This is a genomic window from Vibrio sp. QJM3NY_15, from assembly GCF_057785995.1.
Map to the genome: position 1 here is coordinate 2,164,656 of NZ_CM173517.1, position 25,290 is coordinate 2,189,945.

The 25,290-nt window shown below is 44.6% G+C and carries 20 protein-coding genes; 10 read left to right on the top strand and 10 right to left on the bottom strand.

Going from position 1 to position 25,290, the window contains the following annotated elements; translation table 11 throughout:
• Positions 1-71: 71 nt before the first annotated feature.
• From AC3CKG_RS09685 to speA, 3 genes are all read right to left on the bottom strand, one after another.
• Positions 72-3,395, bottom strand: a complete 3,324-nt coding sequence (locus AC3CKG_RS09685; protein WP_488528265.1) for a retention module-containing protein — start codon at positions 3,393-3,395, stop codon at positions 72-74.
• Between the two features lie 664 nt (positions 3,396-4,059).
• Positions 4,060-4,989 (bottom strand): agmatinase, encoded by a 930-nt coding sequence (gene speB, locus AC3CKG_RS09690; RefSeq protein ID WP_488528266.1) that lies wholly within the window; start codon positions 4,987-4,989, stop codon positions 4,060-4,062.
• Positions 4,989-6,878 (bottom strand): arginine decarboxylase, encoded by a 1,890-nt coding sequence (speA, locus tag AC3CKG_RS09695; protein ID WP_029223534.1) that lies wholly within the window; start codon positions 6,876-6,878, stop codon positions 4,989-4,991. The genes speB and speA overlap by 1 nt, the downstream gene beginning before the upstream one ends.
• Positions 6,879-7,320: 442 nt before the next feature.
• On the opposite strand from speA, the gene AC3CKG_RS09700 reads away from it, so the two are divergent.
• The 5 genes from AC3CKG_RS09700 (at position 7,321) to AC3CKG_RS09720 (ending at position 13,702) form a co-directional block, all read left to right on the top strand.
• Positions 7,321-8,025, top strand: a complete 705-nt coding sequence (locus tag AC3CKG_RS09700; protein WP_102486498.1) for a class I SAM-dependent methyltransferase — start codon at positions 7,321-7,323, stop codon at positions 8,023-8,025.
• Between the two features lie 248 nt (positions 8,026-8,273).
• Complete coding sequence (locus AC3CKG_RS09705; protein ID WP_488528267.1) at positions 8,274-9,710, top strand: coniferyl aldehyde dehydrogenase; 1,437 nt, start codon at positions 8,274-8,276, stop codon at positions 9,708-9,710.
• Positions 9,707-10,285: a TetR/AcrR family transcriptional regulator gene (locus tag AC3CKG_RS09710; protein WP_065103388.1), complete on the top strand. Its 579-nt coding sequence runs from the start codon at positions 9,707-9,709 to the stop codon at positions 10,283-10,285. The genes AC3CKG_RS09705 and AC3CKG_RS09710 overlap by 4 nt, the downstream gene beginning before the upstream one ends.
• Positions 10,286-10,774: 489 nt before the next feature.
• Positions 10,775-12,349: an ABC-F family ATP-binding cassette domain-containing protein gene (locus AC3CKG_RS09715; RefSeq protein WP_488528268.1), complete on the top strand. Its 1,575-nt coding sequence runs from the start codon at positions 10,775-10,777 to the stop codon at positions 12,347-12,349.
• A gap of 114 nt (positions 12,350-12,463) precedes the next feature.
• On the top strand, positions 12,464-13,702 hold the full coding sequence (locus tag AC3CKG_RS09720) for a leucine-rich repeat-containing protein kinase family protein (RefSeq protein ID WP_280620338.1): 1,239 nt from the start codon (positions 12,464-12,466) through the stop codon (positions 13,700-13,702).
• A gap of 92 nt (positions 13,703-13,794) precedes the next feature.
• On the opposite strand, the gene AC3CKG_RS09725 is transcribed toward AC3CKG_RS09720, so the two are convergent.
• The 6 genes from AC3CKG_RS09725 to thrS all read right to left on the bottom strand — a co-directional run bounded on the left by AC3CKG_RS09725 (position 13,795) and on the right by thrS (position 17,954).
• On the bottom strand, positions 13,795-14,229 hold the full coding sequence (locus tag AC3CKG_RS09725) for a hypothetical protein (RefSeq protein WP_280620339.1): 435 nt from the start codon (positions 14,227-14,229) through the stop codon (positions 13,795-13,797).
• Positions 14,230-14,269: 40 nt separating this feature from the next.
• Positions 14,270-14,587 carry a N(4)-acetylcytidine aminohydrolase gene (yqfB, locus tag AC3CKG_RS09730; RefSeq protein WP_280620340.1) on the bottom strand — a complete coding sequence of 106 codons (318 nt, stop codon included), beginning with the start codon at positions 14,585-14,587 and terminating at the stop codon, positions 14,270-14,272.
• Positions 14,588-14,776: 189 nt separating this feature from the next.
• On the bottom strand, positions 14,777-15,130 hold the full coding sequence (gene rplT, locus AC3CKG_RS09735; RefSeq protein ID WP_004733517.1) for a 50S ribosomal protein L20: 354 nt from the start codon (positions 15,128-15,130) through the stop codon (positions 14,777-14,779).
• Between the two features lie 42 nt (positions 15,131-15,172).
• Positions 15,173-15,367: a 50S ribosomal protein L35 gene (gene rpmI / locus AC3CKG_RS09740; RefSeq protein WP_004738430.1), complete on the bottom strand. Its 195-nt coding sequence runs from the start codon at positions 15,365-15,367 to the stop codon at positions 15,173-15,175.
• A gap of 104 nt (positions 15,368-15,471) precedes the next feature.
• Positions 15,472-15,942, bottom strand: coding sequence for a translation initiation factor IF-3 (infC, locus tag AC3CKG_RS09745; RefSeq protein WP_009846505.1), 471 nt, complete (start codon positions 15,940-15,942; stop codon positions 15,472-15,474).
• An 83-nt stretch (positions 15,943-16,025) separates the two neighbouring features.
• Positions 16,026-17,954, bottom strand: a complete 1,929-nt coding sequence (gene thrS, locus AC3CKG_RS09750) for a threonine--tRNA ligase (RefSeq protein ID WP_029223062.1) — start codon at positions 17,952-17,954, stop codon at positions 16,026-16,028.
• A 402-nt stretch (positions 17,955-18,356) separates the two neighbouring features.
• Here thrS and AC3CKG_RS09755 point away from each other — a divergent pair, with 402 nt between their 5' ends.
• Positions 18,357-19,340: a DUF3187 family protein gene (locus AC3CKG_RS09755; RefSeq protein WP_488528269.1), complete on the top strand. Its 984-nt coding sequence runs from the start codon at positions 18,357-18,359 to the stop codon at positions 19,338-19,340.
• Positions 19,341-19,459: 119 nt separating this feature from the next.
• On the opposite strand, the gene AC3CKG_RS09760 is transcribed toward AC3CKG_RS09755, so the two are convergent.
• Positions 19,460-20,203 (bottom strand): sporulation protein, encoded by a 744-nt coding sequence (locus AC3CKG_RS09760; RefSeq protein ID WP_280620342.1) that lies wholly within the window; start codon positions 20,201-20,203, stop codon positions 19,460-19,462.
• Between the two features lie 181 nt (positions 20,204-20,384).
• Here AC3CKG_RS09760 and hutC point away from each other — a divergent pair, with 181 nt between their 5' ends.
• The 4 genes from hutC (at position 20,385) to hutU (ending at position 25,283) form a co-directional block, all read left to right on the top strand.
• Complete coding sequence (gene hutC / locus AC3CKG_RS09765; protein ID WP_280620343.1) at positions 20,385-21,098, top strand: histidine utilization transcriptional repressor HutC; 714 nt, start codon at positions 20,385-20,387, stop codon at positions 21,096-21,098.
• 113 nt (positions 21,099-21,211) lie between these two features.
• Complete coding sequence (gene hutI / locus AC3CKG_RS09770; RefSeq protein WP_488528270.1) at positions 21,212-22,462, top strand: imidazolonepropionase; 1,251 nt, start codon at positions 21,212-21,214, stop codon at positions 22,460-22,462.
• Positions 22,449-23,498 carry a formimidoylglutamase gene (gene hutG / locus AC3CKG_RS09775; protein WP_488528271.1) on the top strand — a complete coding sequence of 350 codons (1,050 nt, stop codon included), beginning with the start codon at positions 22,449-22,451 and terminating at the stop codon, positions 23,496-23,498. The genes hutI and hutG overlap by 14 nt, the downstream gene beginning before the upstream one ends.
• 90 nt (positions 23,499-23,588) lie before the next feature.
• Positions 23,589-25,283: a urocanate hydratase gene (gene hutU, locus AC3CKG_RS09780; RefSeq protein ID WP_280620346.1), complete on the top strand. Its 1,695-nt coding sequence runs from the start codon at positions 23,589-23,591 to the stop codon at positions 25,281-25,283.
• Positions 25,284-25,290: the final 7 nt, after the last annotated feature.

A 25,290-nucleotide genomic window follows, 5' to 3' on the forward strand; every position in this document is an offset into this window, starting at 1 on the left:
GGCTTCAAGTAAAGTGAAAGTATACTCACCTAATGTAGTGCTAGAGAAACTCAGCGTAAATACCGTGGTTTCTACATTCGTAGCACTGGTCGTAAACCAATATAGTCACCCGACCCTGCCGGATCTTCACGTAACTCAACGGCTAAACCGTTCGATTTAAGATCGTCGTTAGTATTAAATTCCGTTGGTTCAATACGGAATTTCTCAACATCATCACTTTGATTGGTAAAAGTAATGGTTTGAGTCGAGCTTACCGCGCTGCCACTTGGAGCAGAGCCATCACTCAGATTAGTTTCAGAAAGGGTAACGCTTGGAATAACATCAATCGTCGGGTTATCACCATCAGTGATCGTCAGCGTTACGGTTGAAGTCAGAGAGTCATTATCAAAATCACTTGAAGTCACGACAATCGACTTCACGATGTCTTCGCTCACCGAGTGGTCTAAGTTTCGGTTCGGCTCAAAGCGCACTTCACCTTCAAGGGTGATAAACAACTCACCTTCAGTGAAACTGAATTGCTGCTCGCCAGTGTCATTCTGATCAAGTGTTCGTAGCTGGCCATCATAAGTAAACTGAGTGATCGTCGCGCCATCCGCACTTTGGTTTGGCATCACATCAATGGTGCTGGTTGTCACCGTACCGTCGGCCAGATTTGGCTCGATGATATCTAACGTACCGTCTTGCATGATTTGGACATCATCACCAATGGTCACATTCAGTTGAGACACCAATGAATCGTCACCGTCTGTGTCAACCGCATAAACAGGTAGGTCAAAGCTCAGATCGTTGTTATCTAAACCATCCACATGGTCTAACGCTTCAAGCAGAGTAAAGGTGTATTCGCCTAACGTACTCGTAGAGAAACTAATGGTGAACACTGGAACTTCAGCGTTCGAACCATCAGTAATAAAGCCTATGTAAGTACCCGGATTATTGGGGTCTTCTTTTATCTCAACCGCAATTCCATTCGATTTCAGTGCTCCACCCACATTGAACTCGGTTGGTTCAATTCGGAATTTGGCTACATCATCACTACCAGCGGTAAAGGTAATCGTTTCGGTAGCGCTGACCGCACTTCCGCTTGGAGAAGATCCATCAGCTAGATTGGTTTCAGAGAGAGTAACAGGAGGGACCAAATCAATGATTGGATCTTGGCCGTCAGTGATACTTAGCTCAAGCGTTGAGGTATCAGTGTCTCCATCACCATCTTCAGCTAAAAATGAAAATTGTTTGACGATAGTTTCGCTGCTTGAGTGGTCGATATCACGAGCGACTTCAAAACTGAAATCACCGTTTAATGAGATAGTGACGACACCCTCAGTAAAACTAAAAGTTTGAGTAGCATCGGGGAGCAGGCTTTGATCTAGCGAGTAATCAACACCATCATAGTTAAACGATTGAATTGTAGAGCCATCTGCACCTTCAAAGTTGAATAGGTTATACGAAACCACGGTATCGCCCGCTAAAGTCGGCTCAGTGACAGATTCAACCTTATCGACTAACTCAACAACATCATCTGTGACATTAACGAGAATCTCAGCAGCTTCTGGTGTGTTCGAACCCCCAGATAGTGCAGAGCGGTCACCATCTGCATCAACGGCATAAATTGGCAATGCAAAAGTTAACAGCGCATCTTCAGCACCTTGATGTGAAAGGTCTTCATACAGGTTAAATTCGTAAGTCCCCAATGAAGGGCTATCCACTTTAACGTCAAAGACCGTAATTCTCGAACCATTGACCTCAACATAACCTTCGTAAGTTCTTACACCGTTGGTTTCATCAATCAACTCAAGTAGCACAGCCTCACCATTTGAAACCAAGCTGCCGCCAGTATTAAATTCTGCCGGTTCAAGTTCATAATGGTCAATGATGTCACTTTCAAAAATATCCGCGGTAATACTGCCGCTGCCAGACACTGCCGCCGTGCCCTCTTGTGAGCCGCCAACAATACCCGCTTCATCAACATCAATACTGTCAACATTAATGATAACAGGGCTATCACCATCAGTGATGGCAATGTTGATGGTATTGGTTACAACATCTTGGTCGAAATCGGTAATCGTGATTGGTAATGCAAACGAAAGAGTATCGGTTCCAACTTCTTCTATCGGTTTAAACTGTTGAAAGTTATACGTGCCATCAGTATCTAGGGAAATGGTAAGAACAACCTCACCTCGACCTTGAATGGACAGAGTAATCGTTGTTCCATCATCAGAAAGTCTGGCAAGCGTGTTTTGATTATCACTGAGCAACCCATCAAACTGGTCCAGTGCACTTGCATCAAATACGACTGATTGAAGATTATCACTACCAATATTGGAGAACGTTCCTTCGATTGCCGCGCTGCTAGTTTCAACGTTAGTGATATTTACACTTTCAGTCGACGGATCTACCCCGTCAAACACTGAAACTTGTGCGTTGACGGGTGTTGCTAGCGGATTCCCAGCAATGTCTTCGCCTTGAATATCAAAGGTAATATCTATTTGATCGCCAGTATAGGAAACTTGGCCGCCACCGACAGACGGAACATGATCAATCGGCTGAAAAATCGTTGTGGTTAGAGAAAGCTCAATGTTATTACCAGCACTGACGGCATCAATATCGATGTTTAAAACTGTATCGGAACCTTGAACACCAACGATAGAATTGGTCGCTGCGTCATACGTGAAGGTGACGGGCAAACCACTTGAGGTAATGTCGCTGTTTAATTCACTAAGCAGTGAAGCGAGGGATAGCGTTTCTGGAATGAAAGAGTCAGGGGCGAGAGCTAAACTACCAGCAATGATCGTTTCGGTAGTTGTTATAGATTGGGGATAGGTATTGCCAGATATGGAGCCTTCAGTCAGTGTTTCACTGATTGATTGACCACCGGATGAACGAGTAATTGACCTAAATTCTTCTCTGTCTTCATCAACGGTTTGTTCTGCTAGACCAGCGGTCTCAAAGAATGTCGATGGATGAGTTTCTGTGTAGTTATAATCAATCGTCACAAAGCCAGCATTTGCAGAACCTAATCCGCCACCAGCAGCCGTTGCCTCTAAGATTTGAGTCGGATCGGCACCACCTAAAATGGCTTCTTGAATTGCAGCAAAGTCGTCTTCGGTGAAGGTTTCTGCGTCTGTTTGCTGTAAATCAAAATTAACCTCACCGGCGATTGGAGCGTCTACCCATGCGGCAGTCTCATCAACACAGCCAACACAATTCTCTCCAACCGGAATCGAATCATTCTGAACGCCTAATACAAGCTCTGACTTGTTGGCCGTAATCACGATCTCATTTTCACGGATGATATCGCCAACTGAAATCTTTCTTGCGCTGCCGTCAGGCTTAACTACGACGACATCTCCACTAGTTGCTTCAACTACCGCAACCTGGCGCGAAACTTCGATATCCATATATCCCCCGTTGTCACAAAGCACTATTCTCTAGAGCTGCGAAAATTATTTGTAATAGCAATTTCAGGTTTTAATTAAACACATATTTAGCTCTCATCAATGGCAATCCATTGTTATGCCCAATCGGCTTGAAAAGAGAGAAGTATTTCACCTGTTTTTTTATAGTTTACTTACCCTTAAGCCTAGTCTTCCCCATAAAAAATGCCATGTCTGTGCGACGAGACGTCTTTTCACAAATCTAGGTATTGTGGCTGGGATTTGAAAACCTGAGTTAAAAGTTAGTAGGATGCTGATTTATATGCAAATAAACGCACAGTGTAATTGCACCTTTTCGTTTTATAAATATATACAGTAATAAAGTTGATAAATCATTAGCGAATATGGGGTATTAATAGAGGTGAGATATGCGTTAACAGCAAAGCAGAGGTAAGTCCCATATTTGAGACAACAACCAGCGTAAAGATGATGTATTTCTACCCAGAATCAATTAAACGACTTGCATAAGGCACACCTGATAGCGCATTAATTCATAAAAGGGAGAAGCTGCTCCTTTCCAACGATGAGTTACTCTATTTGTCCACCACCAAAAATAAAAAAGCCCACTAAGTTGAACCTTAGTGGGCTTAAAATCAGTATGTAGCGTTACACTGTTAACAATCAAACACTATGATTTAGCGAGGCGATTTGCCGTCCAAACATAAAGCAGCTCTAGTGCGATAGTTGCACCAGCTAGAGCCGTAATTTCGCTTTGGTCATAGGCAGGAGACACTTCTACCACATCCATACCAACCATATTGATGCCCTGTAAGCCACGGATGATTTTGAGCACTTTATCTGAATTCAAACCACCACACACTGGCGTGCCGGTACCCGGTGCAAACGCAGGGTCCAGACAGTCAATATCAAACGTTAGGTAAACTGGCTTATCACCAACAATGCCTTTCACTTGAGCAATGATCTCATCCACGCTCATGTCATTCGCTTGCATCGCATTGATGACATTAAAGCCATGACCTTCCTGCTTATACTCTGTACGAATACCTATTTGCACAGAATGCTCAGGCGAGATTAGCCCTTCGTTTGGTGCATGATAGAACATGGTGCCGTGATCGTAACGACTGCCCTGACTGTAAGTATCAGTGTGCGCGTCAAAATGAATCAAAGCCATTTCACCGTACTTCTTGCCGTATGCTCTTAGCAAAGGCAATGTAATGAAGTGATCGCCACCTAAACCTAACAGTGTTTTTCCACTGTTTAGAATCGCATTTGCAGCCGCTTCTAAACGCTGAGTTAAATCTTCAGCATCACCGCAATCAAACACAAGATCGCCAGCATCAATCACCGAGGTATGTTCAAATACATTGAAGTCCCAAGGAAACTTTTTGCCTTCCCACGCCAAGTTTACCGACGCACGACGAATCGCATCAGGCCCCATACGAGCGCCCGGACGACCCGACGTCGCCATATCTAACGGCGCACCCAACACAACCACATCAGCATTGTTATCAATTGGGTTCTGTACCAATGGACGACGCATAAAAGTCATCGCATTGGAGTACAACGAGTAATCTGGTTTCGTAAATAGATCGTTCATTAAAAATCCTCAAGATAGGTGTAACCCATCAAGCCTTGCTCTAACTCTTCAAGCACGCTTTGTTGCTCTTGAGCTGGTACTTTCGCCGTGACCAAATCTTTGTAGTTCTGACGAATCAGATCTGTATCGATGTGAACATAACGCATCATGTCTTCAACCGTATCGCCTTCATTGATGTAGTCGATATTCGCTTGACCGCTTTCATCAACATTCACCACTACACTGTGGGTATCACCAAATAGGTTATGCATATCACCCAAGATCTCTTGGTATGCGCCGACTAAGAAAAAGCCCATCAGGTATGGTTCATCTGGGTTCCACGCAGGCACTGGCAGCGTTGTTTCAATACCTTGACCGTCAACATACTGGTCAATCGTACCGTCAGAATCACAGGTGATATCCAATACAACAGCACGACGCTCATCCGCATTGTCTAAACCACTTAGAGGCAACACTGGGAACACCTGATCTATACCCCACGCGTCTGGCAACGATTGGAACAGCGAGAAGTTCACGAAGAACTTGTCGGCTAAACGCTCGCTCAACTCGTCCAAAATTGGACGGTGATAACGGTTCTTAGTGCTCATTCGAGAACTAAGTTCATAGTTAATACGCAAAGACATCTGCTCTGCCCAAGCACGGTGCTGAAGATTCAGCATACCTGTGGCAAATTGATTGTGCGCTTCTGCGATATCACTCTGCGTGTCGTTGTAGATCTCGATCAACGCTCGGTCATCATTACCCGCATCTAGCTCTAAGAAGTTCTTCCACATGTTGTTTAGCAACATTGGTGCGTCAGCTTCAGGCGCAGCCATATCTTCCGGAGAATAGCTTTCTGTACCGATCACGTTAGTAACAAGAACAGCGTGATGCGCAGTCAACGAACGACCAGATTCAGAAATGATCACAGGTTGTGGCTGATTATAGAGCTTACAGATATCCCCCACTGTCATTACGATGTTGCGTGCATACTCAAGCAAGCCGTAGTTCATTGAGTTTGAAGACTGGCTACGTGTGCCGTCGTAATCCACAGCCAAACCACCACCAACATCCAAGTACTTCAATTGAGCACCGATATCGCGCAGTTCACAGTAGAAACGAGCCGCTTCGCTCACACCATTTCGTACATCACGAATATTGGCCATTTGTGAGCCAAGATGGAAATGTACTAACTCAAGAACATCAAGCTGATTTTCTGCTTTTAAACGTTCAATAACGGTAAGCACTTGTGATGCAGACAAACCGAACTTCGACTTCTCACCACCACTTGCTTGCCATTTTCCTGCGCCTTGAGAGGCAAGACGAATACGCAAACCTAAACGAGGTTTCACGCCAAGCGCTTTCGCTTCAGAAAGAACAAGATCAAGCTCTGACAGCTTCTCTAGAACGATAAAAACTTTATGACCCAACTTTTCGCCAATAAGCGCAAGACGGATGTATTCTCTGTCTTTATAACCGTTACACACGATCACGGAGCTTGCTTTTTGAGCCAGCGCCAATACCGCTAATAGTTCAGGCTTGCTGCCCGCCTCTAGGCCTAGCTGCTTTTGCTCTAATTGAGCTTGGCTCGCTAAGATCTCGTCAACCACTTCTTTCTGTTGGTTAACTTTAATCGGGTAAACAAGCAGGTAACGGTTGTCATATTGATATTCGTCGATCGCTTGGTTAAATGCGTTACAGATATTGTGCACACGTTGGTGCACTATTTGAGGAAAACGCACAAGAGCAGGCAAACCAATATTTCGCTGCTCTAACTGTTTTACGATCTGACTTAGCGGAACTTGATGATCGGTTTCGCTCGGTGAAACATACACCTCGCCATTATCATCAATTCCATAAAAACCTTGGCTCCAGTGCTTTACATTATACTCAGCACGGATGCGTTCCAAATTAACCGAATTTTCCAATTCTAGAGACCTCACACTATAGGGCCATCGACAGAAGATACCTCATTGGAATAGCGAGGTATAACCCAACAAAAAACGTTCGAAAACGATTTGTTGGCTGCATTAACCGATATTATTAAGAGTGAGTCCAACCATTGATATTTGTGGTTACGATTACGTTTTTTTATCGTCGATCCGACTTAAAGTGACAGGTAAGGTATTACAAGGTTTTAGGCCAAAAAACAGGCTGAAGCGCATTAGATTTAAAGCACTTTCTAACAAAAAATCAGGTGAATAAAATACCAAAGACACATAAAATTCTTGGCTAATCTGGTCAAGTTAAGTCAGGGTTGTGACAAATATAACCACTTATCTACCCGAACTGTCGCTATCATCCCGATACCTTGTATCCTGTTATCCCATGCCTATTGATGAGTGCTAAATCATGTCTGAAATGTACACTACCTATGCTAAGCAATACGACTCTGCTGCCCGCGATAATATTTACAATGCACTACTTGAACGCCCATCAACAATGGCATTGCTTGATGATGTAAAAGACATGGATATTGTCGACCTAGGTTGTGGATCTGGTATTTACGCGCAATGGTTTATTGACCAAGGCGCGAATAAAGTGACGTGCACCGATCTATCTCAGGATATGGTCGACTTGGTGAACGGAAAACAAATCCCCAATGTGACCGCATACGCGCAAGATGCTGCTCTTGGCCTACCGAATGAACAAGATAACAGTGCCGATGTCATCGTGTGTCCGCTAGTCTTGCACTACATTGAAGATCTAAAACCCGTCTTTGATGATATTCATCGAGTCCTTAAGCCCGGTGGTTACATCGTCTTTTCAACACACCACCCTTTTGCTGACTTTGAATGTACGATTTCTGGTAATTACTACGAACGTGAATTCATTCAAGAAGAGTGGTACACGGTAGGCACGCCCGTTCAAGTGAGCTTCTACCGCCGTTCTTTAACCGAACTTTGCCAAGCGGTGACTCAATCAGGTTTGCTGATTTCAAAAATCACGGAAGGCACTATCGATGAGAAAGCCAAAGAAATTTCCGAAGCGACATACGAGCGACTGTCAAATAACGTTAACTTTATCTTTCTCCGTTGTGAAAAGGCCCCTGCGTAGTCATTAAACGCTTATCTCGGTGCCTTTGACTCCGTTAAAGGCACTCGTTATCTTCTTATCTTCTTATCTTCTTACGATAGCTATTATCGCCCAACGTCTAAGCCGCTTTTCCTCAATTCCCCTTCGAACAAACAACGTGCAACTGAACAAAAAATAAACTTTTCTCGCACATATCTTGTATTCGGTTCAATCTTCTTGTAATTTTAACCGACCGACCAATCGGTCAGCTTTCGAATTTAGGGGATACTATGAGCCATAATCTAGACCTTGAACCAACCACGTCGAACATCAACGACATGGATCAAATATTCAACCGACAAAAAGATCACTACCGCAGTAATGTTCATCCAGCGCTTGAGCAGAGAAGAAAAGACCTCTCGAAATTAAAAGCGTTGCTAATGCGCTACCAAGGGCAATTGATTGATGCGGTGTCTGAAGATTATGGCCATCGAGCAAAACACGACAGCTTGATTGCTGATATCACCCCTTCTCTTCACCAGATCAATTACAGCCTGAAGAACCTTAAGAAATGGTTGAAGCCATCTCGTAGAAAAGCAGGCTTAATGCTGGCACCTGCGAAGATCACCGTTCATTATCAGCCAGTGGGTGTTGTCGGTATCATTGTTCCTTGGAACTTCCCTGTGATGCTCTCTTTAGGGCCCCTCATTACTGCGTTGGCGGCAGGTAATACTGCAATGCTCAAGATGTCGGAGTTCACTCCAGCGACCAACCGAGTGTTAAAAGCCATGTTGGCTGAAGGATTTAACGAAGATCAGGTTGCGATTATCGAAGGTGAAGCTGACGTTTCCGCGAAGTTTAGCCAACTCCCGTTTGATCATATTCTATTCACAGGGTCGACCTCTGTGGGTAAGCACGTAATGAGAGCAGCAGCCGATAACTTAACGCCAGTAACTTTGGAATTGGGTGGCAAGTCTCCCACGATTATTGCTCCGGACTTTGATGTCGCTGACGCCGTTGAACGCATCCTATTTGCAAAAAGCTTAAACGCTGGCCAGATTTGCGTGGCACCCGATTACATCTTATTGCCACGAGAAAAAACCGACGCGTTCATCACAGCTTATAAGCAGTACTTCAAAAAGCTTTATAAAGCCGGTATTGAAAGCAAAGACTTAACCTCAGTCATCGATATGCGCCAATACAATCGCTTGAAGGGTGTGATTACAGATGCTCAGTCTAAAGGTGCGGTTATTCACACTGTCACCGAGCAAGCACAAGATGATGTGAACCACAGAATGACGCCACATCTTCTAACCGAAGTGAACGACGACATGGTCGCAATGCAAGAAGAGTTGTTTGGCCCTATTCTGCCTATCGTGCCTTATGATTCGATTAACGAGGCAATAAGCTACATCACCACCCGAGAACGTCCACTTGCGCTGTACCTAATGAGTCACGATAAGAAAACCCAAGACCGATTCCTATCGGATACTCACTCAGGCGGTGTTTGTATTAACGACTCGCTAGTGCATGTAGCAGCAGAAGATGCGCCGTTCGGTGGCATTGGTCCTTCAGGCATGGGACACTACCACGGCATTGAAGGCTTTAAGACCTTTAGCCATGCCAAAACCGTTCTAAGTAGAGGAAAAATTAACTTCACCAAGTTAATGCACCCTCCTTACAACAACCCAATTAAAAAGATTCTGTTCAAAGTACTAAATAGATGATTACGAAAAGGCAAAAAATCCTAGATGCTGCACTCCTGCTCTTCTCTCAGCAAGGGCTAGAGGGCACATCTACAGGACAAATAGCGAAAACGGCAGGCGTGGCGAAAGCGACACTGTTTCATCACTTCGAGAACAAATCTCTACTGATTGATGAACTGTTTCGTGAACTGAAAATAGAGCTATTTTCTACCCTTGACCAGCACACAGAAATCGCTGAACAAGATCGCTACCAAGCCTTTAAGTTCATGTGGATCACAGGGCTTGAATGGGCGTTAGAAAATCCAGTTGCGATGAAGTTTTTCACCAATGTTCATTTCGACCCGACGACTCAAACTCGAGAAGTGATTGTTTCAAAGATGTTCGCATCGTTAGACGAGATCATTTTGAAAGGACAAGAAACTGGTGAGCTGATGGTGTTAGACATCAACCTTGTTAGGCACTTCATCCACAGCCACTTTTTGATTTGTGCAAACTGGTTGATTGAGCAGAATGAGTTACCACCAGAGCAGTCAGGCAAGTACATCAGCGATAGCTTTGACATGTGTTGGCGAGCTGTCGGCGGACAAAACCTGTAATTTCCACATTCGTTGAAGCCTTTGCTTTCAAAGAACACTCTAAAGCGCCTCATGGTTATATCTATATAGGCATGAGGCGCTTTAATTATTTGGATACATTTTAATCACATCACTATATTGACTTTAAGCACCCTCTTTCAGTAACATCCCACCATCATTTCAAAAGAGAATAACGCCATAATGAAGTACTAACATCCTGACATCCGATTTATTTTTATAAAAATCATTTGGACACTCGGGGTTAGTGGGCGTTACTTCGTCATCTATTTTCGCGACAAATCAAGTTCTTAAAGATCCGTTTTTTGACAACATTTATCTTGCAGAACTGTACCTCAAAGACAGAAATTATCTCAGCGCAGCTTTTCTATCTTTGATTGGTCATCTACCTAAGTAACGTCTTGGCGATCTATTCTTAGACTCCTATGTTGGAGTCTATGTAGAAAAGCGCCTCACCCCTTTTACTCGTTTACACGTAAAGGGAGGTATTTTATGCCTACTATATTAGCCAACAATCTCTCATTCCAACTCGATACTGGTGAGTGGTTATTCAAAGACATCACCTTTCATCTGAACACGCGCCTTACAGGTCTAGTTGGAAGAAATGGAGCCGGGAAATCACTACTGCTTTCGTTACTGGTCGGGCAAACACAACCCACATCAGGCAGTGTTTCCAAACAAGGCTCGATCGGCTTTTACTCCCAGTTGCCTTCAAAGCTATTAGATAGCACAACCAGCATTGCTGACTTCTTGGGGATCGCCGAAAAGTTAGACGCATTACACGCCATAGAACAAGGCAGCTGCGAACTTCAGCACTTCAATATCGTTGGCGAGGATTGGGATTTACAAGCGAACACAAAGCAACTTTTAGCCACATTGAAAATAACCAGCGGGTTGACCACACCTTGCCATACATTGAGTGGTGGGCAACTCGCCCTTTTACAGCTTCATCAATTATTCGTATCAAACCACGACATACTGATTCTCGACGAACCTTCAAACCATTTGGATAGCGACGGACGCAATTGGTTACTAGAACAGTGCCAGTTGTTTGAAGGCAAAGTGCTTGTCGTCAGTCACGATCGAAGTTTGTTGAGACACATGGAAGGGATCTATCACCTCAACAGTTTGGGCATGCGTTTCTATAAAGGGAATTACGATGATTACTTCACGCAAATGTCGAGTCAAAGTGAAGCACTGGACAAGCAGATAACGCATCACCAATCGGAGAAGAAACGACTCGAGCGCCAAGCTCAGACTAACAAGGAAAAAGCACAACAACGTGAATCTCAAGGTAACCGACTCCGAAAATCAGGTAGCCAACCCAAGATATTATTGGATGCCATGAAAGATAAAGCAGGGCGAACCCAAGGAGCATCAGCAACAAGCCACAGGAACTTAAAGGATCAAAACCAAGATAAACTTCAATCTCTTAAAGAACAACAAGAGCAACTGAAGCCACAAGCGTTGTACCTACAACAAGCGAATAGTTCTAAAAAACACTCACTATTAACCGTTGAAGAGTGTCGCCTAAGTTTTGGTTCTGGTGCTCCTATTAGCTTCTCGCTATCACAAGGAGAACGATGTTATCTAACTGGGGCTAATGGGTGCGGAAAATCGACACTGTTAAAAGCCATTCATGGCCAACACTCGAACTATATCGGTTCCATTAAGCGCTTAGGGGCGACGGTATACTTGGATCAACACTTTGGCTTGCTAGACGCCAACGACACTATGTTCGATAGCTTAATGACACACAGCTTTGGGTTAACAGAGAGTGACGCACGAACCTTGTTGGCTGGAATAGGGTTCAGACGAGACTCCGTATACCGAAAAGTGGCACATTTAAGTGGTGGTGAAAAAATGAAACTGGCGATGTTGATCGTTAGCCACAAGCAAGACTCCCCGCTTCTATTACTCGATGAACCGGACAACCACCTAGACATCGACTCAAAACAAATATTGGCGTCCGCTTTACGTGAATACCAAGGTGCATTTATCTTAGTGAGTCATGACAGCGACTTTGTTGAGGAGGTCGGCGTCAGCCAAAATCATATACGACTTTAACTTTCTTAAATTCGTTCACTTAGCTTAGTTAAGCGAGCATCGTTCCGGTGCTCGCCTTTCTCGATTGAGACAAGTAAACTACGCGCCTCGAACATCTATTCATAAGGCTAAGGTTTGCATACTCTAGAACAACTAAAATCAGGGCAACTTAAAGGTATTAAACGCTTAAAACTGTCAGAAGGTCTCACCGAGTTTCCTTTAGAGATCTTGGAACTTGCTGATTCTCTTGAGATCCTAGACCTTTCAGGCAATCAGCTGTCAGATCTACCAAAAGAGTTATCACAGCTGACTAACCTGCGTATTATCTTCGCGTCGAATAACCTATTCACGCACCTGCCTGATGTTCTGGGGTCACTTCCTAAGCTCGAAATGGTTGGCTTCAAAACCAACCAAATCAAAACCGTTAGCGAGCAGTCTCTGCCTACTCTATTACGTTGGTTGATCCTGACAGACAATGCAATCGAGGTTCTCCCTCACTCGTTGGGTGAAAGACCACGCCTGCAAAAACTCGCATTGGCGGGTAACAAGATTCAAGTTTTACCAGAAAGTATGGAAAACCTATCGAATCTTGAGCTGGTTCGCCTGTCTGCAAACCAACTGACTGAATTCCCAGAGTTCCTCATCAAACTACCAAAACTGGCTTGGTTAGCGTTTGCGGGTAACCCGTTTTGCAAACACCCAAGCAGCTTAGATAGCGTGCCTGCCGTAAGCTCGCAATGCTACTCACTCAATCAAGTGCTGGGCCAAGGTGCGTCTGGTGTGATTTCTCATGCTAACTGGTTAAATGGTGACTTTGATTTCCCACAAGAAGTGGCGGTTAAAGTATTCAAAGGCGAAGTAACAAGCGACGGTTACCCACACGATGAACTCGAAGCGTGCCTTCAAGCTGGTCATCATAGCAACCTAGTGAAGTCTATCGCTCAAGTTGATGAAGAGAACTACCTAGCATTGGTGATGGAGCTTATCCCGAGCAACTATTACAACCTAGGCTTGCCCCCTACTCTTGAAAGTTGTACTCGTGATACGTTCAACGAAGGCTTCGAGCTTTCAATTGCTCAGATCAACAGCATTACCGAACAAATGATTGATGTGTTTGAACACCTTCATGCCAATAAGGTTTGTCACGGTGACTTGTATGCGCACAACACCCTAGTCAATGAGCAAGGCCAAATGATCTTTGGCGATTTTGGAGCAGCGACTATCTACGATTACCTAACAGAAGAGCAGCAACAAGGAATTCGACAAATCGAAGCTCGCGCTCTCAAGTACTTTATTGAAGACCTACTGACCGTATGTGCAAAGCAAGACCAAGACAGCGAGCTTTATACTAAACTGGCGAACTTCGAAGCTTAATAGTTCATTGATCAGAAGTACTCGGTCGAATTGAAAACAACAAAGCCAACATCACTGTTGGCTTTTTATTTGCTCATAAAACGAATCAGCGTTTAGCTTTCAACTTGAACAAGCTTCAAGTACGAATGTAGCTCACCGTTCTTATACTCAACCGCAGAGTGGATATTGAGGTCTTTACACGCGACAACATCAAACTGGTAACGATTGTCACCTTTATTGATTTCGACTTGCAGCAACCCGCTTTTCAGCAACCAATGACCTTGGGTTTCAAATCGGTCAAACAAACGATATTCCGTTAGACTACCATCAGAATGAAAGTGAACCTCGGTAATGTACCCTGCTGGGCAACTTTTTACCCAAGTCCGCCCTAAGACATCTTCTTCAACAAAGTTTCTTTTGCTCTCGCACCACTTTAAATAATCGGCACTCTCGCTCAGTTCACTATCAAGGTCATTCTTAGACAGTAACGTTTGGTCTTGCTGTTCACGACAGTAAAGCTGAAGTAGTGTCTGCTGGTTATTACTCATAAATCGCCATCCCTAGCTAGTCAATCTAATCCAATCAGGATTAAGCTACCAACTCATAAGAGACAACATAAAGTTCAGAGATCCCTGGGTAGATATCTTGAATCACACCCTTCAGAACTTCTAGCGTCATGTTCTCTTGCTGAGCATGGAACTCACCTAATTCATCAAACAGGATTGGTTCAACGCTAATGATCTTAAGATTACAGAATACACGTCCTTGCTCTAGCGTTGATACTTCTACAACACTGCCCGGCTGGTAATCGCGCTCAGATTCATCACGAATCGTAATGGTCTTTTTGCCTGAAAGGATATCGGTTTCAAAACGTTCGAAGAACGTCATAGTAGTAGGTACGGTCATTTATCTCGGTCGCTTAACATTTAAAGGTTAGGTAAATGTTTATATACCAGAATGCTTGTTCAAGCGAATAAAAATTAGATGCGAGATGCGAGATGCGAGATGCGAGAGAATGCGGCAAAGCCAAATAGCAGGCAATAAAAAAGGAGAACCGAAGTTCTCCTTTTATTAAACCTTTAAGCTAACTCTAAATTATAGAGATGCTTTCGCTTTTTCAACTAGAACAGCAAATGCTGCTTTGTCGAATACTGCGATGTCAGCAAGAATCTTACGGTCGATCTCGATAGATGCTTTCTTAAGGCCATTGATGAAACGGCTGTAAGATAGACCATTTTGACGAGATGCCGCGTTGATACGTGCAATCCAAAGTTGACGGAATTGACGTTTCTTGTTGCGACGGTCACGGTAAGCGTATTGACCAGCTTTGGTAACTGCTTGGAAAGCTACGCGGTAAACACGTGAACGTGCTCCGTAGTAACCTTTAGCTTGTTTTAGAACTTTCTTATGACGTGCACGAGCTTGTACACCACGTTTTACGCGAGGCATTATGCTTCTCCTAAACTAAACGAATTTATAAACTAAAAAGAATTAAGCGTATGGCATCATACGTAGAACTTGAGCAACTTCACATTTAGGAAGGATCGAGTTCGGACGAAGCTGACGCTTGTTCTTAGTAGTACGCTTAGTCAGGATGTGACGTTTACCAGCGTGCTTAAACTTAATACCACCAGCAGTTTTCTGGAAACGCTTAGCAGCACCTTTGTTGGTTTTCATCTTAGGCATGATGAATAACTCCGCATTGTTGAGTTGTTAATAACATAGTAATTAGGGCGAATAAAACCCCGCAACCTGAGGCTGCAGGGTTTAATTACTTGCAAAGCCGTTAATTACTTCTTTTTAGGGGCCAACACCATGATCATCTGGCGACCTTCAATTCTCGTTGGGAAAGATTCGACAACTGCAAATTCTTCAGTATCTACTTTCAAACGATTAAGAACGTCAACACCGATTTCTTGGTGAGCCATTTCGCGGCCACGGAAGCGAATTGTTACCTTCACTTTGTTGCCGTCTTCAAGGAAACCAGTCAGGTTGCGTAGTTTTACCTGATAGTCTCCAATATCAGTTCCAGGTCGGAATTTAATTTCCTTGATCTGAACCTGCTTTTGCTTTTTCTTCTGCTCTTTCGCAGCTTTGCTCTTCTCGAAGAGGAACTTACCGTAGTCCATCACACGACAAACTGGCGGCTCGGCGTTAGGGCTGATCTCTACAAGATCCATACCAGCTTCATTTGCAGCTTCCATCGCTTCAGCGATTGTTACTACACCAACAGCTTCGCCGTCTGCGCCAGTTAGACGCACTTCACGAACGCCACGAATGTCACCGTTTAAACGGTGCTGGTTTTGTTTGGCCGGTTGTTGGCCACGTCTTCCGCCTTTAATAGCTATTCCTCCAGATTGAGCTTACGGCTTGAAACCTCGGCTTGGATGTATGAAATAAAGTCATCCACTTTAAATTTGCCAAGGTCCTTACCTTTACGTGTACGTACTGCAATTTCGCCGGCTTCCATTTCTTGGTCACCACACACAAGCATGAACGGTACACGTTTCAAAGTATGTTCGCGGATTTTAAAGCCAATCTTCTCATTTCTCAAGTCTGCTTTGACTCTAAATCCACTTTTTTGCAGTTTTTTCGCAATTTCTTGTACATATTCAGACTGTTTGTCTGTAATGCCCATAACAATTGCTTGTTCTGGCGCCAACCACGTTGGGAAGAAGCCAGCGTATTCTTCAATAAGAATACCGATGAAGCGTTCTAGTGAACCTAAAATCGCGCGGTGAATCATAACTGGCGTGTGACGCTCGTTATCTTCACCTACGTAAGTTGCACCTAAACGTTCTGGTAATGCAAAATCGAGCTGCACTGTACCACATTGCCATGCGCGGTCCAAACAATCATGCAAAGTAAATTCAATCTTAGGTCCGTAGAACGCACCCTCGCCTTCTTGAATCTCGTATGCAATCTCCATCGCCTCAAGCGCTTGCTTAAGATCGGCCTCTGCACGGTCCCACATTTCGTCTGAACCTACACGTTGTTCTGGACGAGTAGATAGCTTAACAACGATGTTTTCGAAACCGAAAGTTGTGTAAGTATCGTAAACCATTTCAATACAAGCTTTAACTTCTTGCTGAACTTGGTCTTCAGTACAGAATACGTGAGCATCATCTTGAGTGAAGCCACGAACACGCATAATGCCGTGAAGTGCGCCAGACGGCTCGTTACGGTGACATGAGCCAAACTCAGCCATACGTAGCGGTAGATCACGGTAAGATTTCAAACCTTGGTTAAAGATTTGAACGTGACCAGGACAGTTCATTGGCTTGATCGCGTATTCACGGTTCTCTGAAGAAGTCGTGAACATCGCTTCAGCGTACTTATCCCAGTGACCAGAGCGTTCCCAAAGAACACGGTCCATCATTAATGGGCCTTTAACTTCTTGGTAATCGTACTCAGTCAGCTTCTGACGAATAAATACTTCTAGCTCACGGAAGATAGTCCAACCGTTGTGATGCCAGAACACCATGCCTGGTGCTTCTTGCTGCATGTGGAATAGATCTAAGTGCTTACCGATTTTACGGTGATCACGCTTAGCCGCTTCTTCTAGACGCACTAGGTGAGCCTTAAGCGCTTTCTTGTCGTGGAATGCAGTGCCGTAGATACGTTGAAGCATCTTGTTGTCACTGTTACCACGCCAGTAAGCACCCGCTACGTTAAGTAGTGTGAAGTGTTGGCAGAAGCCCATATGTGGAACGTGTGGACCACGACACATATCGATGTATTCTTCATGATGGTACAGGCCTGGACGATCGTCTTTAGAAACGTTCTCATCCAAGATTTCGATTTTGTAAGTCTCGCCGCGAGCTTCGAATGCGTCACGCGCTTCCTGCCAGCTAACTTTCTTCTTAACAACCTGATACTTGGTCTTCGCTAACTCTTTCATACGCTTTTCAATCTTTTCTAGATCTTCTTGCGTTAGAGAGTGCTCAAGGTCGATATCGTAGTAGAAACCGTTATCGATGGTAGGACCGATCGCCATTTTCGCTTCTGGAAAAAGCTGCTTAATCGCGTGACCTAAAAGATGAGCACAAGAGTGACGAACGATCTCAAGGCCATCAACTTCATCTTTAGCTGTGATGATTTCTAGGCTTGCATCGTTTTCGATAAGATCACAAGCATCAACACGCTCGCCATCTACACGACCAGCAATGGTTGCTTTCGCAAGACCAGGACCGATTGATAGGGCAACATCTAGAGTTGATACAGGGTTGTCAAATTGACGCTGACTACCATCAGGAAGAGTAATAATTGGCATTATTTGTCCTTTACAGTGGTGTTGCACACCAAGCAACACATGAAAATGTTTAATATATGTTTTTCAACCAACAAGTATGTTGATCGGAGATATATGCATAATAAAGATACCCACATAGAAGCAAATACAGATGCCCCATTTGTGAGTAGCCGAACATTGTAACGAAATTATATGAAATGACAATGACAGAGAGAATCTGCCCGCTCTACAACCACTTCGTTCCATAAGGTTTTATCGTAATAGTGTTAACTTCCCTGCCCCTTCGAACCCTCTTCCCAATCAAGCTGTATCAACTCAACTAATTCTCCTATCTCTTTTGAGTTCGCTCTTCCAACTGATCTCTTACAAACGAGTTTTTAGAACTAAGCTATATAGAAGCAACGGAATGCGGATGAAGTGCATATGGGAAAACAGACTACTTTTATATCGTTCATACCACCTTTACCATTACTAATAGCAACGGTTGTTTTTACTCCAACCGCATGGGCCAACAAAGATTACGGTCCGCTAATCAGTTATACCCAAGCACCATTACAGTCAGTCCGTCTTACTCCAACGCTCCGCTCTGGCTTTCCGCTCGAAGAAAATAAGGTTGAAGTGTTTGCTTCTTTCACCGCCGCGAGTATCTGGGCCAATTCCCACGACTATCATTTAGACTATTATCAGAACCAACTTCAAACAGGCCTGAAATGGCAACTAACCACAGCATGGCAAGTCGAGTTCAATTATCGCTGGCTATACGCTGCTAACAATCACCTCGATAAAATAACCATCAACTACCACGATTTACTTGGCCTCGACCAAGCTGGACGAACTCGAAAAGACCGACACCAATTTGATGTTTACGCGCCAGACCACGACATCAATATTAGAGACTTCTCTGGCGACACGCTGACTAGCGCTTTCACCCTCTACACTCAATACCAAATCATAGACCTTGAAAACCACGGTTTGTCCTTTGGTGTATCCCTTTATCACAACAATGTCAGCCACGGCGCCTTCGAAGGAAACAGCAACGAGCAAAGCGCTCAATTCAACTATGCATACCAACTCGACATCAATACCTTTTACACAAGCTTAGGGTTCGCCAATCAATCTAATCGAGAGGTAGAAAATGGCTTTTCACACAAGAAAACAACATGGTCATGGATGGGCGGTTATCAACTCTCGCTATTTGAAAACCATGAGTTACACCTTGAATACCGTTGGTATGAAGGTGCGGAAGTTGGTGACACTGAGTTTTCAGAAGCCGCGAATGAAATGATGTTTGGGTATCGATATCTCATGCAACGCTCAGCGATCGAGATATCTATTATCGAGAACATCTTCAACATGGACAACTCTACCGACGTTGCCTTCCAATTGGCCTATCGGCATCAGTGGTAAACCCATGTCAGGACGGGACAGATAGTAGAATCAAAAAAGCCGAACGGATAAGTTCAGCTATAGAAATCGTACTATCTTGTCTCTATTAATAGAAAAAGCGACTACTTACAGAAAGGCAACTACGCACTCATGATTCTTGATACAGCGTTGCGGATGTCTGAGTCAGCCGCGTTTGCAGGCAAGCTGAATGAGATGTATTGGTCGCCACGGAAGCTCATTGAGCGGTCGATTTCTGCTAGGCAGTGAACCATTGAACCTTCTACGATGAATGACAGCTCGATCTCTTTGTTGTTCATGAAACCGCCGCTACGAAATTCAATCTCTTGGTAGCATCCCGAACGTGAAGCAAAGCTGTTGCCTTTCAAAAAGCCCTTCTCTACGTCTGCTTTCACCATTGCCATACCCGATGCTTCAACACCTTGGATAATTTTAGCGACCGTTGGCAATGGGTGTACGGAGATGAAGTCACGGTCTTTAGGGTCAATCGCGAAGCCGATATCTAGGTTGGTTTCTACCCACACGTGACACTGATTCATTTGCGCGTTCAACGCGGTGACTGGCGTTTCATCATTTAACTTAAGACGGAATGGCACCAGTTTGGTTTCACCCGGTTGGATAACGAAAGGCTCTACGGCTTGAATACGACCTAACGAAAATGTTTCGTAGCTGGTGCTACCTTCCGTTTCGACTTTTACTTCTGTGTTGAGAACCAAGTTGATCAGGTCGATTTGTTGCTCAACGTCGCCGCCAACAATGTGAACATTGCCAGACAACTCTCCACCTTGGAAAACTTCAATATTATCTAAGACGGTATCAACTTTTGCTGCACCGATGCCCAACGAGGCCTTTAATTTCTTAAACATATTATTTCCCTTTCTAATTATCTGATTTACGAATAGTTATTGCGTGACAATTTGCGACACTTGCCTCACAGAATCAAGCAATTTGCCCCATCTATGTTGAATAAGGTCACATTGCCCGAGGAAATGTTGAAATCATGAAAAAATCCGTTACTCTATTTGTATAGTCAAATAAGGTTTCATTATGTCGAAAGCGCCGCTCTACCTTCAGATAAAACAGTTCATAGACGACAATATAAGTAGTGGTCACTGGCCAGTGGGTTACCAGATAACCACCGAACTCGAACTCACAGAACAGTTCAAAGTGAGTCGAATGACAGTGAATAAAGCCATTCGAGATCTGGTGTCTGAAGGCAAGCTAATTAGGAAGCCAAGGCTGGGTACTTTTGTTTGTGAACCAGACGAAAAGGCGCAATCTCCGCTGCTTGATATCAACAACATCGCACAAGAAATCAAAGACCGAGGCCAAACGTATACTAGCCAAGTTATCAAACACGATAGTATCAAGGCTGATGAAAGCACGGCTACACGGTTAGGTGTTATGATTAACGCAGAAGTGTTTTATAGTGAAATCATCCACTTTGCCGACAATACACCGATACAATTGGAAGCGCGCTGGGTGAACTCTCAAGCTGCTCCAAAATACCTAGAGCAAGACTTTTCAACCTCGACACCCAATGAATACCTTTCAAAAAGCTGCCCGTTAAGTGCTATAGAGCACACGGTTGAAGCCATTATTCCTGACTCTCAAATCAGAACGTCACTAAAGCTTTCTGAATCAGAGCCTTGCCTTCTTTTGAATAGAAGAACATGGAGCAAAGAACGGCTCATCAGCTTTGCATTGCTCTACCATCCTGGCTCTAAGTACAAATTAAGCTCCAAGATACTTCTAGATTAAAGAACATCATCCTGATCGCCGATCACATTTTTGCAACATCAACTTGATTCGGGTCAGCGTTTAGCCTATTTATTTGTATATACATTTAATATTTAGCAAAGATCTAGGTGATTATGAATTTGATCCTCAAAAACGCACGAGTGGTCTCCATGAGTTCGGGAGCCGATGGTTATCAGCCCTCTTCCCCTCAAAATATCGTTATCGAAAACGGTAAGATCGTGTCCATCTCTTGTTCAAACCACGAGGCACTTGCTTCTGAATTAGAACAAGTAAGTGTTGATGGTTCTTTGGATTACGTCACCTATGACTGCAAAAACAAACTCGTCACCCCTGGGTTAATTGATTGCCACACTCACCTTGTATTTGCAGGTAATCGTGCCAATGAATTTGAGCAGCGTTTGAATGGTGTGTCTTACACCGACATCGCCAAGCAAGGCGGCGGCATTCTGGCGACAGTAGCCGCGACCCGCGCAGCGCAAGAATCCGAACTGGTTGAAATGGCTTTGCCTAGACTCGATGGCCTGCTAAGAAGTGGCGTAACCAGCATCGAAGTAAAATCTGGCTATGGTTTAACACTTGAAGATGAGCTCAAGATGTTACGCGCAGCTAAAGCGTTAGAGAATCATCGCCGAATTAAGATCACCACCACTCTCCTTGCAGCGCATGCTGTGCCACCTGAATATAAAGAACAACCGGACAGCTATATCGATCTGGTTTGCCAAGAGATCATTCCTAAAGCCGCAGAGCAAGGACTCGCCGATGCAGTTGACGTGTTCTGCGAATCTATCGGCTTCAATTTAGAACAAACCGAACGTGTATTTGCAGCAGCCAAAGAACATGGACTAGCGATTAAAGGCCACACAGAACAACTTTCTAATATGGGTGGCAGTGCGCTTGCAGCAAAATACGGCGCACTCTCTGTCGACCATGTTGAGTACCTTGATGAAACTGGAGTAAAAGCACTGGCAGAATCAGGCACAGTTGCCACCTTGCTACCCGGTGCTTTCTACTTCCTGAAAGAGACTCAACAGCCACCTATTGCTTTACTTCGTGAACACAACATTCCAATGGCGATAGCGACCGACTTAAACCCCGGAACTTCTCCTTTTGCTGACTTACCGCTAATGATGAACATGAGCTGTACCCTGTTTGGTACGACGCCTGAAGAAGCGCTACGCGGTGTAACTTGTAACGCTGCAGCTGCCATTGGCGACTCACAAACTAAAGGCAAAATTGAAGTTGGTTATGCCGCTGATTTAGCTATCTGGAATATCGAGCACCCTGCCGATCTAAGCTATCAAGTCGGTGTTCCTCATCTTCATAAACGCATTGTTAATGGCGAGGTGTGTCATGACTCAATCTAATTCCAACGGCATTCAAAAGACCCCAACAACCGTACATAACTTTGTGTGGACAGGACGTAATGATCTTGAAGATGGCGCACTCGGCACACGCGTTCATCACATTACCAAACAAGTGCAACATAGTGATTTAAGTGACGAGCTTAATGACCGCGCCATCGCCTTGGTAGGCTTTGCCAGTGATGCAGGTGTTGCAAGAAACAAAGGACGAGTGGGCGCAAGACAAGCACCCAACCTGATTCGTCAAGCGTTGGCTAATATGGCTTGGCACAGTGACGCACACATCGCGGACCTTGGTGACATCGAATGTAACGATGGTCAACTCGAAGTCAGTCAAAAACAGTGTGCTTCTGTTATTGCTAATGCTTTATCAACCAACAAAGTGATTACCCTTGGCGGTGGTCACGAAGTTGCTTGGGCATCGTTCCAAGGTCTCGCTGAGCATCTACATAAAAAAGCCGAACACCTTTATAAAGATCAGCCAGTACACAAACCTAAGATCGGCATCGTTAACTTTGATGCTCACTTTGATCTTCGAGAATTCGAAAGCGACATTGCTGATGTTAAACCCAGTTCAGGCACGCCTTTTAACCAGATCAGCGATTACTGCCACAAGCATCAATGGCCGTTTCATTACGCTTGTCTTGGCGTGAGTGGTGCCAGCAATACCAAAGCGCTCTTTAACAAAGCTGACCAACTGGGCGTTTGGTATGAACACGACCGCAACATGACCCAAATAAACCAAGTCGCTCAACTGGTTACGTTGCAAAAATTCATCGCTGAGTGTGATTACCTCTATCTCACCATTGATCTTGATGTTTTCCCCGCTGCGACTGCACCGGGTGTAAGTGCACCAGCGGCAAGAGGCGTGAGCTATGAAACGCTCGCTCCTTTTCTAGAACAGATTTTCCAACACAGTGAAAAACTCATTATCGCGGACATTGCGGAATACAACCCAGACTACGACGTCGATGGCCAAACGGCTCGATTGGCGGCACGTTTGTGTTGGGATATAGCCAGTGCAATGGCCAGCGACTAATCCAGCGATACCGATAACTACAACTACAACTACAACTACAACTACAACTACAACTACAACGATATAACGTGAAACAGAAGGAATTCCAAAATGACGGAACACCACAACAGTGACCCTCGTCTCGATACGACTCGCGAAATTCGCGCACCTCATGGCACCACTTTGCGCGCTAAATCTTGGTTAACAGAAGCACCACTGCGTATGCTGATGAACAACCTAGACCCTGATGTGGCAGAACACCCACATGCATTGGTTGTGTATGGTGGCATCGGTCGCGCGGCACGAGATTGGAAATGTTATGACAAGATTGTTGAAGTATTAGAGCGTTTAGAAGACGACCAAACGTTACTGGTTCAATCAGGTAAACCTGTAGGCGTGTTCCCGACTCATAAAAACGCACCTCGCGTACTGATCGCGAACTCTAACCTTGTTCCACACTGGGCTAACTGGGAGCACTTCAACGAGCTCGATAAAGAAGGCTTGATGATGTACGGCCAAATGACAGCGGGCAGCTGGATCTACATTGGTTCACAAGGCATCGTTCAAGGTACTTACGAAACGTTTGTTGCTATCGCGAAAAAGCACTTCCAAGGCGAAGCAAACGGCAAGTGGGTTCTAACGGGTGGTCTTGGCGGCATGGGTGGTGCTCAACCTCTTGCTGCAACGATGGCTGGCTTTTCGATGATTGCGGTTGAATGTGATGAATCACGAATCGACTACCGCTTGCGTACTGGCTATGTCGACAAAAAAGCCACCAGCGTAGATGAAGCGATGGCAATGATTAAAGAATCAGACACACCAATATCTGTAGGCCTATTAGGCAACGCTGCTGATGTATTCCCAGAGTTAGTTGAACGCAATATCACGCCTGACGTAGTGACTGACCAAACCTCTGCCCACGATCCACTGAACGGCTACTTGCCGCAAGGTTGGACGATGGAGAAAGCAGCACAAGAACGTTTAGTTGATGAAGCGAAAGTAGTGAAAGCCGCTAAGCAATCTATGGCGATTCAAGTACAAGCCATGCTAGATCTTCAGTACCGTGGTGCTGCAACCGTAGATTACGGCAACAACATTCGCCAAATGGCACTGGAAGAAGGTGTGGAAAACGCATTTGATTTCCCAGGTTTCGTTCCCGCATATATACGACCTTTATTTTGTGAAGGCGTCGGTCCGTTCCGTTGGGCTGCCCTTTCTGGCGACCCAGAAGACATCTACAAAACAGACCAAAAAGTAAAAGAACTGATTCCAGACAACCCACATCTACACAACTGGCTAGATATGGCGCGTGAACGTATTCAGTTCCAAGGCCTACCAGCGCGTATTTGTTGGGTCGGCTTGAAAGATCGTGAACGTTTAGGCCAAGCATTCAATGAAATGGTTAAGAATGGCGAACTGAAAGCACCAGTTGTTATCGGTCGTGACCACCTAGATTCAGGTTCAGTGGCAAGTCCGAACCGCGAAACAGAAGGCATGATGGATGGCTCAGATGCCGTATCAGATTGGCCTCTATTGAACGCCCTTCTAAATACTGCGGGTGGCGCAACATGGGTTTCTCTGCACCACGGTGGCGGTGTTGGAATGGGCTTCTCGCAACACTCAGGAATGGTGATTTGTTGTGACGGCAGTGAAGATGCATCACAGCGTATTGCTCGTGTACTTCACAATGATCCGGCCACTGGCGTTATGCGTCATGCTGATGCGGGTTACGATATTGCCAAGCAGTGTGCTAAAGAGCAGAAGCTTGATTTACCTATGCTAAACGAAGAACTTCGTCGCCTTTAATGTCTGG

Bases quoted from the DNA above. Each gene is read 5' to 3' on its own strand.
- AC3CKG_RS09725 (WP_280620339.1), bottom strand. From the start codon at position 14,229: ATGAGTAATAACCAGCAGACACTACTTCAGCTTTACTGTCGTGAACAG.
- hutU (WP_280620346.1), top strand. From the start codon at position 23,589: ATGACGGAACACCACAACAGTGACCCTCGTCTCGATACGACTCGCGAA.
- AC3CKG_RS09760 (WP_280620342.1), bottom strand. From the start codon at position 20,203: ATGTTTAAGAAATTAAAGGCCTCGTTGGGCATCGGTGCAGCAAAAGTT.
- AC3CKG_RS09705 (WP_488528267.1), top strand. From the start codon at position 8,274: ATGAGCCATAATCTAGACCTTGAACCAACCACGTCGAACATCAACGAC.
- speB (WP_488528266.1), bottom strand. From the start codon at position 4,989: ATGAACGATCTATTTACGAAACCAGATTACTCGTTGTACTCCAATGCG.
- hutG (WP_488528271.1), top strand. From the start codon at position 22,449: ATGACTCAATCTAATTCCAACGGCATTCAAAAGACCCCAACAACCGTA.
- hutC (WP_280620343.1), top strand. From the start codon at position 20,385: ATGTCGAAAGCGCCGCTCTACCTTCAGATAAAACAGTTCATAGACGAC.
- yqfB (WP_280620340.1), bottom strand. From the start codon at position 14,587: ATGACCGTACCTACTACTATGACGTTCTTCGAACGTTTTGAAACCGAT.
- AC3CKG_RS09715 (WP_488528268.1), top strand. From the start codon at position 10,775: ATGCCTACTATATTAGCCAACAATCTCTCATTCCAACTCGATACTGGT.
- AC3CKG_RS09710 (WP_065103388.1), top strand. From the start codon at position 9,707: ATGATTACGAAAAGGCAAAAAATCCTAGATGCTGCACTCCTGCTCTTC.
- rplT (WP_004733517.1), bottom strand. From the start codon at position 15,130: ATGCCTCGCGTAAAACGTGGTGTACAAGCTCGTGCACGTCATAAGAAA.
- hutI (WP_488528270.1), top strand. From the start codon at position 21,212: ATGAATTTGATCCTCAAAAACGCACGAGTGGTCTCCATGAGTTCGGGA.
- AC3CKG_RS09685 (WP_488528265.1), bottom strand. From the start codon at position 3,395: ATGGATATCGAAGTTTCGCGCCAGGTTGCGGTAGTTGAAGCAACTAGT.
- AC3CKG_RS09700 (WP_102486498.1), top strand. From the start codon at position 7,321: ATGTCTGAAATGTACACTACCTATGCTAAGCAATACGACTCTGCTGCC.
- rpmI (WP_004738430.1), bottom strand. From the start codon at position 15,367: ATGCCTAAGATGAAAACCAACAAAGGTGCTGCTAAGCGTTTCCAGAAA.
- AC3CKG_RS09755 (WP_488528269.1), top strand. From the start codon at position 18,357: ATGGGAAAACAGACTACTTTTATATCGTTCATACCACCTTTACCATTA.
- thrS (WP_029223062.1), bottom strand. From the start codon at position 17,954: ATGCCAATTATTACTCTTCCTGATGGTAGTCAGCGTCAATTTGACAAC.